Source organism: uncultured Roseibium sp. (assembly GCF_947499295.1).
Taxonomy (GTDB): domain Bacteria; phylum Pseudomonadota; class Alphaproteobacteria; order Rhizobiales; family Stappiaceae; genus Roseibium.
This window is the reverse complement of the sequence record NZ_CANMNP010000001.1, coordinates 733,220-746,902: the sequence shown is the minus strand read 5'-3', so window position 1 is coordinate 746,902 and position 13,683 is coordinate 733,220. Positions and strand designations below refer to the sequence as shown.

At 56.6% G+C, this 13,683-nt stretch carries 10 protein-coding genes; 6 read left to right on the top strand and 4 right to left on the bottom strand.

The features are described 5' to 3' along the window. Positions 1-30: 30 nt before the first annotated feature. The 3 genes from Q0835_RS03590 to Q0835_RS03580 all read right to left on the bottom strand — a co-directional run bounded on the left by Q0835_RS03590 (position 31) and on the right by Q0835_RS03580 (position 5,377). The gene (locus tag Q0835_RS03590; protein ID WP_298958472.1) at positions 31-2,676 is read right to left on the bottom strand and encodes a molybdopterin-dependent oxidoreductase; all 2,646 of its coding nucleotides are present in this window, start codon (positions 2,674-2,676) and stop codon (positions 31-33) included. Positions 2,677-2,984: 308 nt separating this feature from the next. Further along, positions 2,985-4,388 (bottom strand): M20 family metallopeptidase, encoded by a 1,404-nt coding sequence (locus Q0835_RS03585; protein ID WP_298958470.1) that lies wholly within the window; start codon positions 4,386-4,388, stop codon positions 2,985-2,987. Positions 4,389-4,417: 29 nt separating this feature from the next. Further along, positions 4,418-5,377, bottom strand: coding sequence for a succinylglutamate desuccinylase/aspartoacylase family protein (locus Q0835_RS03580; RefSeq protein WP_298958469.1), 960 nt, complete (start codon positions 5,375-5,377; stop codon positions 4,418-4,420). Positions 5,378-5,424: 47 nt separating this feature from the next. Between Q0835_RS03580 and Q0835_RS03575 the strand changes: the two genes are divergently transcribed. Beyond that, positions 5,425-6,963: a M81 family metallopeptidase gene (locus Q0835_RS03575; RefSeq protein WP_298958467.1), complete on the top strand. Its 1,539-nt coding sequence runs from the start codon at positions 5,425-5,427 to the stop codon at positions 6,961-6,963. Here the strand turns inward: Q0835_RS03575 and Q0835_RS03570 are convergent. Then, positions 6,960-7,871: a LysR family transcriptional regulator gene (locus tag Q0835_RS03570; RefSeq protein ID WP_298958465.1), complete on the bottom strand. Its 912-nt coding sequence runs from the start codon at positions 7,869-7,871 to the stop codon at positions 6,960-6,962. The genes Q0835_RS03575 and Q0835_RS03570 overlap by 4 nt on opposite strands. 171 nt (positions 7,872-8,042) lie before the next feature. Here Q0835_RS03570 and Q0835_RS03565 point away from each other — a divergent pair, with 171 nt between their 5' ends. Genes Q0835_RS03565 through Q0835_RS03545 form a run of 5 tightly spaced genes read left to right on the top strand, consistent with a single transcriptional unit; the run spans position 8,043 to position 13,544 of the window. Next, a complete protein-coding gene (locus Q0835_RS03565) occupies positions 8,043-9,626 on the top strand; it encodes an ABC transporter substrate-binding protein (protein WP_298815813.1) in 1,584 nt (527 codons plus the stop codon). A gap of 60 nt (positions 9,627-9,686) precedes the next feature. Continuing rightward, positions 9,687-10,664: an ABC transporter permease gene (locus Q0835_RS03560; RefSeq protein WP_298815815.1), complete on the top strand. Its 978-nt coding sequence runs from the start codon at positions 9,687-9,689 to the stop codon at positions 10,662-10,664. Beyond that, positions 10,661-11,578: an ABC transporter permease gene (locus tag Q0835_RS03555; RefSeq protein WP_298815817.1), complete on the top strand. Its 918-nt coding sequence runs from the start codon at positions 10,661-10,663 to the stop codon at positions 11,576-11,578. Before Q0835_RS03560 ends, Q0835_RS03555 begins: the two co-directional genes overlap by 4 nt. Further along, positions 11,575-12,549 carry an ABC transporter ATP-binding protein gene (locus Q0835_RS03550; RefSeq protein ID WP_298958463.1) on the top strand — a complete coding sequence of 325 codons (975 nt, stop codon included), beginning with the start codon at positions 11,575-11,577 and terminating at the stop codon, positions 12,547-12,549. The genes Q0835_RS03555 and Q0835_RS03550 overlap by 4 nt, the downstream gene beginning before the upstream one ends. Next, on the top strand, positions 12,546-13,544 hold the full coding sequence (locus Q0835_RS03545) for an oligopeptide/dipeptide ABC transporter ATP-binding protein (protein WP_298815821.1): 999 nt from the start codon (positions 12,546-12,548) through the stop codon (positions 13,542-13,544). Before Q0835_RS03550 ends, Q0835_RS03545 begins: the two co-directional genes overlap by 4 nt. Positions 13,545-13,683: the final 139 nt, after the last annotated feature.

Sequence of the window (13,683 nt, the reverse complement as noted above, 5' to 3'; positions counted from 1 at the left end):
CCACGCCCTCTCTGTTGTTATGCAGTCGGATCAGTCAGGCTTTGCGTACTGATCAAGGAACTCAAGAATGAGCGCTCCTTCCTCTTCCGTGACGCCTGCATTCACGAACATGCTCTCCGTAATACCGCGCCACTGATTTTTTGTGTGCGACGCCGGATCCTGAGGCACGTGGCACAAGGTGCAGTACTCGTAAAAGAGTTTTTCACCTGGCTCCATGTTCGCGGTGAAGGTTTCCTGAAGATTATCTGCACGCTCCAGTCCGAACCCCGATGTATCCAGAGAGACGACATCAGTCGTGGTCTTGGGAGGTTCATACGCCTGGTTCGGACCATCAACATCCGTGGCCTTGCGCATTTTGGCGATACATGTGTTGGCTGTCGTTGCCTGACTCAAGCCGCTGGAGGCCCGGCTGGACGTGAGAATGTTGATCGCACCGGAATTGCAGCGACCCTTGCTGTCGAAAGACAGCCAGGCCCCTTCATAGAGCGATGCGACACCGCGCATGATGTTGTCGGAAACGCGCGCTCCGGCTATCAGCGCTCCGCGCTCGTTGTGAAGCTCAACGAGATCCCCATCCTCGATGCCGCGCTCAGCCGCATCTTCCGAATTGATCAGCAGGAATTCACGATCCTGGACATTCAATTCGTGCCGCAGATCGGACTGAGCAAACTGCGAGTGGATCCGGTTAAAGGGGTGCGGACTGACGACGTGAATATCGTCCGGTTCACTGTTACCCAGATATTCGTCGGGCTCCAGCCACATCGGCATTGGCGGGCAATCCGGAATGTTCATCTTGGCGATTGTCTCGCTGTAGATTTCGACCTTTCCGGAAGGTGTTCTGAGCGGATTGGCGTCAGGGTCCTCGCGGAACTTGCCATGACGGACCCACTCGAATTCTTCCTGCGGCTGAGGCACACGGGCGACCCCGGTGGTCCAGAATTCATCGAAATCCATATGATCAGCCGCCGTAGACTTCTCATAAGACTCCTGAATGATGTCCATGCGTTCCATGTTGTTGGTGAACGGGCCCTCAACACCGAATTTTTCCGCCAGGCGCCGGAATATCTCAAAATCATCGAGAGATTCACCAACCGGGTCTATGAGCTTGCGCATGGCATAGACCTTGTCCTTGGAATAGGTGCCGCCGGAACTGATTTCATCCCGCTCAACATGCGATGTTGCCGGAAGGACGATATCGGAAAACCGGGCGGCCGCAGTCCACCAGGGGTCCTGACAGACGACCGTTTTCACCTTCTCCATTGCCTTCAGCAGTTCATTGGTGTCTTGCTGGTGCGACGCGAAGTTGTTGCCGGAATTGTAGATGAGATGAACATCCGGGAACTTGAAAGTACTGCCGTTTCGAGTGAATTCCTTGCCCGGATTGAGCAGCATCTCGTTCAACCTTGACGCAGGGCAGATGCCGATGACGCGGTTTCGTCCCTGAGGCAAGCCGCCTGGAACACGCGCTTGGGCGAACAGGGCGCCACCTTGGCCCCAGTGCCAACTGAAACCGACGCCGCCGCCCGGAAGGCCGATCTGGCCGGTCATTGCCGCAAAGGCCGTTATCGCCCAATACGGCATTTCACCGTGCTGAGCGCGCTGGATTGCCCAGGAGCCTGCAAACTGGGTTCTGGTGGTGGCACACCGATCGGCGAGGGCGCGGATCTGATCAGCATCGATGCCAGTGATCGCTGCTGCCCATTCCGGTGTTTTGGGACGGTCGTCGGTCTTGCCGGTCAGGTAGTCAATGAACTTGTCTGCACCGACCGTGTACTTGTCGAGGAATTCCCGGTCGTAGCTGCCGTTTTCATGGACGTGATAGCTCATGGCAAGGAAGAGCGCCGTATCCGTGTTTGGAACGATCTTGATCCATTCTGCATTCAGCCACTCGTCGGTGGTTGTACGCTGTGGGTTGATCGAGATGAAGTCGACACCGGCTTCCTTGATCTGTTCCCATCTCGGATACATGGAGTGATCGGTCGTACGGCCCTCTGCACGGCCGTTTTTATGCATATCGGTGCCAATCATCACGAAGGTCTCGCAATGCTGCAACATTTGCCACCAGGAAGTCTGGCGCGAATAAACCTCCATGTCGCCCAGAACGTGCGGCATGATGATTTGTCCAGCGCCACCTGAATAGTCGCCAACGGTGACAGCCGCACCACCGATCAGATTGAAAAAACGGCCCTGTAAAACATTGGGCGTCAGAACGCCGCCATGAGACCAGCCCCCGTAGGAGGTTGAAAACAGACCCTCGTTGCCGTGCTCATCGATTGTATCGAGGATCGCACGTGCCACCAAAGACAGCGCAGTGTCCCAATCCACGCGCACAAAGTCTTCCCGCGCACGCAGATCCGGCCGTACATCGCCGTTTTCATAACCTTCAAGATAAGACCGGCGGACATGTGGATATTTGACACGTGTCTGGTGATAGGTTCGGCTGACGACCCCATCGCTGATCATTTTTGTCGGGCGTGGATCAAATTCTGTCCGTGGGATCGCCTTGATCAGCTGGCCATCCTTGATCATGCCCCAAAATGCACCGGCCTGACCGGCATGGGGAACGAATGTCACACCGCGGTTCGCCGCAGCATGCGCCGAGATCGGAAACATACTTACCAGAAGAGTTGAGCAAGTCGATTTCAAGAAGTTTCGACGCGATAGAGTTACAGACATCATCATCGTCCTGTTGATTTAGGAATTTGCGCCGCAAGGCAGAGACACGAAATTGCGCCCGGATATCAATCCGAGGCTGAGGTAACGTGTTCAATTTTCATCAGAAAACCTTGGGGCACCTCGCACAGAAGTCATGCGATGTAACTAGTTACAAAAAAATCCGGCACGTCGGCATTGAGGTGTATCAATTTGCTGCTGCAATTTTTGGGGGTGGCGATTCAACGCGCGGAAATGAGGACTGAAATTGCCCTCATTTCCGAGATCAAAGTCTAGAAATTCGTACGCTGAAAGATCCTTTGCCCTTGGCCTCAGCTCTCGGGAAATCCGTCGCCGAGATCCCAGAACAGGCCGGTCATCATCTGAAGGCCTTCTTTCATCAAATGCGGCAGGACATGCTCGTCCGGGGCATGCTGGGAGCAGCCCGTGTAGCTGTGCGGAACCCAGATCGTGGGCATGCCGATGATGTTCAGGAAAATATCGTTCGGCAAGGAGCCGCCCGCGTTTGGGATGACCGTAACGGGTTTGCCTGTTGTCTTTTCGATTGAGGTGACGGCCCAAGCCACCGCCGGGTGCTCTGGATCCAGGCGGGATGCTCGCAGCATCGACATGCGGGCCGGTTCAACGGTGATCCCGTCGAAACCCTGCGCTCTAAGATGTTCGCGGATCAGCGGAAGGAAAGTGTCAGGATCTGTATCAACCACGAAGCGTATCTGGCAGATGGCTTCTGCGAAGGGCGGCACGGCATTCTGAGTTTTCACAGGATCGCCGGTGATGAAAGACAACACCTCGAACGTGTTCCAGCCGAACACTTTCTCCGCCCCGCTAAGGCCGGGTTCACCCCACCAGGGATCGATCTCAGGATCGTCAGGTCCTGAAGTGACCGTCACGTTGGCCAAGGCAGCGCTGACTGAAGGTTTGATCTGCCCAGGCTTCAAACCGGGATGAAGGATTTCACCGTTTCGGCTCACCAGAGTGGTGAGAGCATGCATGAGCACAATTGCGGGATTGGCAAGCAGCCCCCCCCAATTGCCGGAGTGATGTCCGCCGTCGCGATACTCCAGTCTGAAGCGAAGATTCAGGCCGCCCCTGGTGCCGAGCTTGATATCCGGTCCGTCCGTCGAAAAGCGAGGGCCATCGGATGCGATCAACAAATCCGCCGCCAGCAAATCGCGGTTTTTGCGGCAGAACTCTTCAAGGCCCGGAGACCCCATTTCCTCCGCCGTCTCGATCAGAAAGGTGACGTTGTATCCAAGTCTGCCGCGTGTCTGGAGAACGTGGCGCATAGCTTCCATGTTGATGGCATGTTGGGACTTGTTGTCCGCTGTTCCGCGGCCAAACCATCGTTCACCGGATGGCGTTTGGGCAACTGTGAGGGCCCAGGGGTCGCGTCCTTCGCTCCAGCATCCGTCTTCACCGGGCACTGTGTCACCGTGTCCGTAGCAAAACAAAGTGGGCAGGGAAGGGTCTTCAATGCGTTTTGCCACCAGAAACGGCGCGCGCTCCAGCATTTCATTGCGATATATCTCGACCGTAAATCCCATCGCCTCAAAGCGGGCCCGCATCAGGTCATCCAGATATCGTGTCAGCTCTTTCTGGTGCTCGAGTTCCCTGCTCGATGTTCGAACCGCCACCCTGTCGGCCAGTTCGGTCTGAAATCCACCGGTTTCGAAATAGTTGGATACGGCCTTGATCGCCGCCTCGCGCGTCGCCATTCGCGACCTCCCTCGGTTAAAAAATCTTGTCAGGTATCGCGTCTTGCCAGTCTTACTGCCGTTTGCCCGCGCCAGAGCCGTTTGGAAGGCATCACGAGCATGAGATCGTCTTCAGGCGTTCGAACGGGAGTTGTCCCATCGTATCCGATGAGTGTTCCTTTCTGCGCGATAACTTCTCCCCCTGAAAACGGTTCTGCAAAGACGAATCCTTCGTTTTGAATGGTGATTGCCTCCACGACGGTGAATGCGGATTGCGTGACACTCGGTTTGGAAAATGCCGCAAGTGCCTCCTTGCCAAGTGTCCCTGTGGCAACCAGAAAACGGATAGCAGCCTCCTTTGCAAGATCCTCCGCCGAGGCTTGCCAATGCTGGCCGCATTCGATCAATAGTGCCGTATTTCTCGCATCTGGATCATCGAAGGCTCCATAGTCCCGCATGCGCCGGCCTTCGGCATGACCGGCATCGCCAACGACGCGTTCCGGCACGCCAACAGACCCTGCGAGTGTCTTTGCGCGCTTCTGGCGTCCCGACATCATCAAGGGAGGCGCAAGATGCTGCATGCTGTGAATGTCCAGGAGACAGTCGATGTCATTCAGCGCCGGTCGGACTTCCCGTGCTCGGCGCAATTCGACACTGTCTCGCTCTCCTTCAAGCACTGCGACATCCCAGACCCGGTTGAAGTCCTCGTCAATCCACCTCGTTGCATTCGGGTCTGCCGGGTCGAAGGCTTCATAGGCAGCAATGTTCATGAAAGCCAAGGTCAGGCTGCCGGCTGCTGGTCTTACGTCCCTGTTCAGCAGCCAATCGAGCGCAATCGCCCCGCAAGGCTCATTGCCATGAACGATTGCGCTGATCATGACATTTGCTCCGGGCTTGCCGCTGTCAAACCGCCAGATGTAAGGGATGCCAGTATTTCCGGACTTGTACGGCGACAGATCAGGAGCTTTGAGTTCGACCGGGTATTCGTTTGGAATGTTGATTTCGGCCACTGGAACGTGCTCCTTTTTCATTGAAACCAGATTAGGGAGAGACGCTGGTGCATACACCCAAGGTTGCTTTGCTGGGTATGATTTTGGAATCGAACCGCTTCTCGCGCCCCGCCACGGAAGACGACTTTCGTTCGCTGACATGGCTGGATGGCGAACGACTGCTCGAAGAATCCCGGTTGGAAACACCTGCGCTTGCTGCCGAATTCGCTGCATTCGTCCGCGCCATGGATGCGACGGGACCCTGGCAACCCGTGCCCTGTACGCTCGCAGCCAGTCACCCGGCGGGACCCGTTGAACGGGCGGTGTTTGAGAAGATCGCCGACAGTGTAATCGCTCAATTGACGGCGGCGGGTCCTGTTGATGCAGTCTACATTTGCAATCACGGTGCCATGGTCGCCGAACATCTTCATGACCCGGACGGCGAATTGATGGAGCGTGTCCGCTCGTCCGTCGGTCAAGAACCGATTATTGTGAGCACGCTCGATCTTCACGCAAACATTTCGCAAAGGATGGCGAATGCTTGCGACCTGATCGTTGGATACCGGACCAATCCGCATGTCGACATGATAGAACGCGGAGAAGAAGCGGCCTTCTCGTTGCGGCGCTGCCTTGCAAGCGGAAGCAGGCCGAAAATAGCGCTTCAGAAACCACCGATCGTTCCGGCCTCCGTAACCCTCTTGAGTGCCGAGGCTCCTTACGGTGAGTTGATCAATTTCGGGCAGCAAAGACAGGCAGAGCTGGGCAGTGCGATTATCAATGTCTCGGTGTTCGGCAATTTTGTATTTTCCGACACGCCGGACAACGGCTTGAGCGTGGTCGTGACAGCGCGCGAGGACCAGAAGCTCGCAGATGATCTGGCTCTGGAAATTGCGCAACGCGCCTGGAACCAACGAGAAAGCTTCTCGCGCACTCTGACTTCGGTACAACAGGCTGTTGCGCTTGCGCTCAATCCTGGAAAACTGCCGGTGATCTTTTCCGACGCCGGCGACAATCCAGGGGGCGGTGGATCGGGGCGTACGACTGAGCTTCTTGCAGCGCTCAAGGAAAGCGGTGCCGATCGCGTTCTTTATGGTTCGTTTTTCGATCCTGACCTTGCCCGTGAAGCTCATGAGGTTGGCGTTGGTGCCAGTTTTACTGCGAAGTTCAACCGCAGCGCGGGCGCTGAGGTTTGGGAGAAATGGGACAGGCCGTTCGATGCTTCGGCCAAGGTACTTGCCTTGCATGACGGCAGTGTTGTGGGGGAACGCGGCATGACCAAGGGCCGCCGACTTCATCTCGGGCCCTGTGCAGCTCTCGATCTCGGCGGGGTCCGCGTTGTTGTCATTTCCGATCGTACACAGACGGCGGACCCGGTGTTCTTCCATATGCTTGGGCTGGACGTCGGCAGTGCCAAATGCGTGGTGGTCAAGTCCCGAGGACATTTCCGTGCCGGATTTGCGAAGTGGTTCGCGCCCGATCAGGTTTTCGAAATCGACACCGCTGGCCTGACCAGCCCGGTGCTTGAGCGCTGGCCCTTTGAGTTTCTTCCACGTCCGAGTTTCCCATTGGACCCTGACACAAATTGGGAGAATGCCGGCCAAAACTAAACGATCTCCGAGTATTCGTCCGCCGGAGTGGTGACCTTGACGTACTCCATGAATTGCTGCGCGAGTTCGGAAGGCTGCCGACCGGTCGGCAAGACGAAGCTGGTGTTGTAGGTGATCGGCGCGTCGAACGGCCTGACCGTGATATCCGCCATTCCCCCGGACAATACCGGAAAGGGATTGAGCAGCGTGACGCCAAGACCTTCCCGAACCAGCTCAAGCGCTGCCATGTTTGTTGCGGTTTCAGCAACGGTGCGCGGGCGAACGCCTGCCCGGGCGAAGACCTGTTCGGTGATTGCCCGTGTTCCAAGCCGCCGTAAGAACTCGATGAGTTCAACATCTTCAAGGTCGGACGGTGTGATGATCTCTTTCTGCTCTAGTGGATGGCCGGTCGGCATGGCGCACACCACCTGCGACCGCCGCCAGGGCACCAGCGTGACGCCGGAACGCTGGATCATGGCGCTGGTCAGGCCAAGGTCATAACGTAGGTCCAGGATGCCGGAGACAAGCACATCTGTCGCCTGAATATCCAGTTGAAGGCTCTTGCCCGGGTTCTGCTTTAAAAAGGCCGCAACCTGCTTGATGACAAAATTATGCGCCAGGGTGGGCGGCACGATAAGGCGCAAGGGCTCTTCGTCTGCCGCCGCCCATTCTGCTCCTTCGATCTGGGCGAGTGTTTCAAAGAGTGGATCGAGCTGTTCATTCAGCCTGAGTGCAGCAGCCGTCGGTTCGATCTTGCCGGAGCTGCGCAAAAAGAGATTGCGTCCAACGCGCTGTTCCAGCTGCCCCAGTGCCCGGCTTATGGAAGACTGCGACACACCAAGTCGTCGTGCGGCTCCGATGGTTGTCCCAGTCGTCACCAGTGCTCTGAGCGCTTCCATTTCTCGCAGTCTGTGGCGGTGTTCTGCCATGTAAGTGGTGCTTCCAGCGTGAAGAGGGCGGTTGGTTATGTTGAATTGGCCTATGCAAAAATGCATTAACTTTACTGTTGGCAATGAATTTTCTGCAAGCTAACATCCTTTTCATCGTGCGGCAAAAAGTCCGGAAAAGGACACCGCACCTTCCGAGGGAGTTACACAGTCATGATAAAACTTACAGCCGCAGCAGCGGCTACAGTAAGCGCTCTGGCGTTGTTTACCGGAGCGGCTTTTGCAGAGAAGCTCACTATTGGCCTGGCGTCCGAACCAACGTCGATGGATCCTCATTTTCATAATCTGGGACCGAACAACGCAATGTCGGTTCACCTGTTCGATCGCCTGATCGCACAGGACGAGAAGCAACGCCTTTCTCCGGGCCTCGCCGTCTCCTGGAAACCGATTGACGATCTGACCTGGGAATTCAAACTGCGCGAAGGCGTCAAGTTCCACGACGGCAGCGACTTCAACGCTGACGATGTCATTTGCACCATGGAACGAGCACCGGATGTGCCGAACTCGCCATCCGGTTATGGGACCTACTTGAAAGGCAAGACCTTCAAGAAGATTGACGATTACACGGTGCATGCCGTCACTGAAGCGCCTTACCCGCTGATGGCAAACGATATTTCGACCATTCCGGTCATTTCCGACAGCGCCGGATGCGGGGCCGCAACGGAAGATTTCAACGCTGGTACCGCAGCGGTCGGAACGGGTCCTTTCAAGTTCTCGAACTATAAGCCCGGTGAGAGCATCACGCTCGTTCGCAATGACGACTATTGGGGCGATGCTCCTGTGTGGAGCGAAGTGGAATTCCGTCCGATCAAGTCCGGGCCGAGCCGTGTCGCGGCGTTGTTGGCCGGGGACGTGGACATGATCGCGGGCGTTCCGACAACGGACATCAAAACGCTTGAGTCAAAAGACGACATTCAGCTGAGCCAGGGCGTTTCAAACCGCGTTATCTACCTGCATATGGATCAGTTCCGCGAAGATTCTCCCTTTGTGAAGAGCAATGATGGCGGCGCTATCAAGAACCCGCTCATGGATCAGCGCGTTCGGCTGGCAATCTCGAAGGCCATCAACCGTGACGCTATCGTGGAACGCGTGATGGAAGGTGTGGCGCTGCCTGCTGGACAGCTGCTGCCGGAAGGCTTTTTCGGTGTCTCTGACAAACTGCAACCTGTTGCCTATGACCCGGAAGGGGCAAAGGCTTTGCTGGCAGAAGCCGGTTATGGCGACGGTTTTCAGATGACCATTCATGGCCCGAATGATCGCTACATCAACGATGCCAAGATCGCCGAGGCAATTGGCCAGATGCTGACAAGAATCGGCATCAAGACAGCAGTCGAGACAATGCCGCGTTCCGTGTACTTCGGGCGTGCTTCTCGTGGCAGCCCGGACGGACTGCCTGAGTTCAGCTTCATTCTCGTCGGATGGGGTGCAGGATCGGGCGAAGCGTCTTCACCTCTGAAGTCACTCATCCACACCTACGACAAGGACAAGGGTTTCGGTTCTTCAAATCGCGGACGGCATTCCAATGCGGAGATCGATGCGCTGATCGAGGAAGCTCTGAGCACCGTGGACGACGAGAAGCGTCAGGACCTGTTGGCCAAATCCACCGAAATGGCCATTGAGGATGTCGCTATCATCCCGACGCACTTCCAGGTCAATACCTGGGCAGCCAAGAAGGGCTTGAAGTACATTCCGCGGACCGACGAATACACCCTCGCAACGGGTGTCGTGAAGGAATAGTCAATCCTTCCGGGCCGCCGCCAATGGCGGCCCGGGCCTTCCTAAAGTCGGGAATCCCCCATGACTGTTTTCGTCATCCGTCGGTTGATGCAGGCGTTCTTTGTCGTCTTTCTCATGTCCGTCATCGTTTTTTTCGGCGTGAATATCGTCGGCGACCCGGTCTATATGTTCGTCAGTCCCGATGCAGATCAGGCAGACATTGAAGCGGCAATTCGCCGATTGGGGCTCGACCGCCCTATTTGGGAGCAATACTTCCTATTTCTGAAAGGCGCAGCTCAGGGCAATCTCGGAGACTCATTCGTCTTCGGTGAGCCAGCCCTGAAACTGATCCTTCATCACATGCCGGCAACGTTGGAACTGGCATTCAGTGCGCTGTTTCTATCCATCGTAATCGGCATTCCGTTGGGACTTTTCTCCGGGCTCTATCCGGACAACCCGGTGTCAAAAGGCGTCATGGCCGGGTCCATTCTCGGCTTTTCCCTACCGACCTTCTGGGTTGGTCTGATGCTCATACTCTTGTTTGCGGTCGAACTTGGATGGCTGCCATCAACGGGCCGCGGTGACACGGCATCAATCTTCGGAATTCAGACGAGCCTGGCCACATGGGACGGGATCCGGCACATCTTCCTGCCGGCTCTCAATCTGTCGCTCCTGAAGATTTCCCTGGCAATTCGGCTGACGCGCGCCGGGGTCCGCGAGGCGATGGGCCAGGACTACGTCAAATATGCCCGCGCCAAGGGCGTTTCGACCAGTCGCATTATTTTTGTGCATGTCATGAAAAACATCATGATCCCGGTGGTGACCGTGATGGGGCTGGAATTCGGCAGTCTGATCGGGTTCTCGGTTGTGACGGAGACGATTTTCGCCTGGCCAGGCATGGGCAAGTTGCTGATTGACGCAATCCTGCAGCTCGATCGCCCTGTGGTCGTGGCCTATTTGATGATCATGGTTCTGTTCTTTGTCTTGATCAATCTGGTCGTCGACATTCTCTATTCCATTCTGGACCCGAGGGTCCGCCTACAGGATCAGGGTGCATGACCGATACAACGATCCAGACTTCAGGACAGGTTGCGGCCAAAGTCGAAACGCCGTTTCAGCGGTTCAGGGCCGAGTTCTTCGAAAGCCGCATTGCGGCTACGGCGTTCGTAGTCCTGATGGTCATTATTCTGCTTGCGGTGCTGGCGCCCTGGATAACACCTCAAAACCCCTATGACCTGGGGCAGGTCGATGTCATGGACGGCCGATTGCCGCCAGGGTCTGAAGCCTTTGCCGGTTATACCATGTGGCTTGGGTCGGATGGCGCGGGAAGAGATCTCTATTCGGCGATCCTTTACGGCTTGCGGATCTCGATCTCGGTTGGTTTGGCTTCAGGCGTTATCGCTCTTTTCATTGGCATGGTCGTTGGACTGATTGCGGCCTATTCAGGTGGCCGGACGGAAGCGGTCATCATGAGGGTGGTGGATTTGCAACTGTCCTTCCCCGCGTCCCTTGTTGCCCTGATGCTGGTTGCCGCGCTCGGCAAAGGCGTCGACAAGATCATCCTCGCGCTCGTGGTTGCACAATGGGCCTATTATGCCCGGACCGTCCGTGCGACAGCACTGGTGGAACGCGGCAAGGAATATGTGGAAGCGGCGCAATGCCTTGGCCTTTCCAGGGTGCGCGTTGTTTTCAGGCACATATTGCCCAATTGCCTTGCTCCGCTGATCGTGGTTGGCACGGTGCAGACCGCGCATGCCGTATCTCTTGAAGCCACCCTGTCTTTCCTTGGCGTTGGACTGCCGCAAACCGAGCCATCGCTTGGCGTTCTGATCGCCAATGGCTTTGAGTACATGCTGTCGGGTCGGTATTGGATTTCAGTCTTTCCCGGCATCGCACTGCTTTTAACCGTTGCATCGATCAACCTTGTCGGCGACCAGTTGCGCGACGTTCTCAATCCGAGGATGAAGAAATGACTGCTGTCCTGGAAGTGAGCGGTCTAAAGACGCATTTCTTCACCCATGCCGGTGTCGTCAAGGCCGTCGATGGGGTCGATTTTTCGGTGAACAAAGGCGAGGTCATGGGGCTCGTTGGCGAATCGGGCTCTGGCAAATCGATTACAGGTTTTTCCATCATCGGCCTGATTGACCAGCCTGGCCGGATCGTCGAAGGCGCCATCAGGTTCAATGGCGACGACATTGCCGGGGCTCCCGAGGAAACACTCAAATCCATACGCGGGAATCGGATTTCGATGATCTTTCAGGATCCGATGATGACGCTCAACCCGGTACTGCGCATCGATACGCAAATGATGGAAGCGATCCTGGCGCATGAAGCTATGCCGAAAAGGCAAGCCTGGGAACGTTGCCGCGACGCGCTGGGACTGGTCGGTATTCCCTCGCCGGAGGAGCGTCTCCGGGCCTATCCGCATCAACTGTCAGGCGGCATGCGCCAACGTGTGTCTATCGCCATTGCCTTCTTGAACAAGCCGGATCTGATCATCGCCGATGAACCGACCACAGCACTCGACGTGACCATTCAGGCACAGATTATCTATGAGGCCCAGAAACTGACGAAACAAACCGGGACGGCAATGATCTGGATTACGCACGACCTTGCGGTTGTGGCCGGTCTCGCCGACAGGATTTCGGTCATGTATGCCGGCAAGATTGTCGAGCAGGGAGAGACTGACGACGTTATCGACCGGCCGCTTCACCCCTATACGGTTGGCTTGCTTGGATCGGTCCCAACTGCGAACAACCGGGGGGAACGCTTGTTCCAGATCGAGGGTATGACCCCGAATATGCTGGCGCTTCCAAAAGGATGCGCCTTTTCACCCCGTTGCGGGTTCGCCAGCGAAGCCTGTCAGGTGCCGCCTCCGGTAGAGCAGGTGGCAAGCCGTGAGCTGCGCTGTTACCATCCCCAGTCACAGGTAGCCGCAGAATGACGGCCCCGCTGGTAGAGATCAAAGACGTCTCCAAACGCTTCGCAAAGCGGCTCGACGTTGCCGGAAAGATCGCGCAAAAACTCGGTGCCGACATTCACGAGGAAGTCGTTCACGCCGTGGACGAGGTCAATCTTGAGATCCGTGAAGGAGAGGTCCTGGGACTGGTCGGGGAATCCGGCTGCGGCAAATCGACCCTTGGCCGTGTCGTAGCCGGCATTCACGCACCAAGTGCTGGACAGCTTCTCTTTCAGGGCAACGATGTCGCAACCATGTCGAGTGCCGACAAACGGGCGGCGACGCTTGCCGTTCAGATGATCTTTCAGGACCCGTTTGCCAGCCTGAACCCGAGAATGCGCGTTGAGGATATCATTGGCGAAGCGCCACGGGTCCACGGCATTGTCTCCCGTGCCGAAGCGTCTGACTATGTTGACGATATCATGCGGAAAGTGGGGCTCGACCCCTCCTTGAAAAAGCGCTACGCCCACCAGTTTTCCGGCGGGCAGCGACAGCGCATCGGTATCGCCAGGGCGCTTGCAGTCAAACCAAAATTTCTCGTGTGTGACGAGGCGATCGCCGCGCTGGATGTTTCCATCCAGGCTCAGGTGATCAACCTTTTCATGGATCTGCGCGAAGAGTTCGGACTGACTTATCTGTTCATCAGTCACGACCTTAGCGTCGTTGAGCATATCGCCGACCGTGTTGCCATCATGTATCTCGGCCGGATCGTGGAAAGCGCTTCAACGGAAGACATTTTCAGTGCACCCAAGCACCCCTATACGCGGGCGCTTCTTGCCGAAGCTCCGCGCCTGGATCAGCGCAAACGCGACTTCGCTCCGATTGAAGGTGAAATTCCATCCCCATTGGCGCCGCCGGACGGATGTTATTTCAACCCTCGCTGTCCGCACGCAAAGGACCTTTGTCGCCAGGCGCAACCTGGTCTTGAGAGTTTCGGAAACGCGCGCTCGGTCGCCTGCCACTATTGGAAAGACACATGATCCCGGATACCGGAAGTCCGGGCCGTTTGTCCCGCATCTGACCGAAGACGGCGAGCGAACACGTCCGCATTGTTCGGCCGGTCAGACGGGCGACGACAGAACCTATCGAATTGATGCTCGACCGCGTCATTGCGGCGGC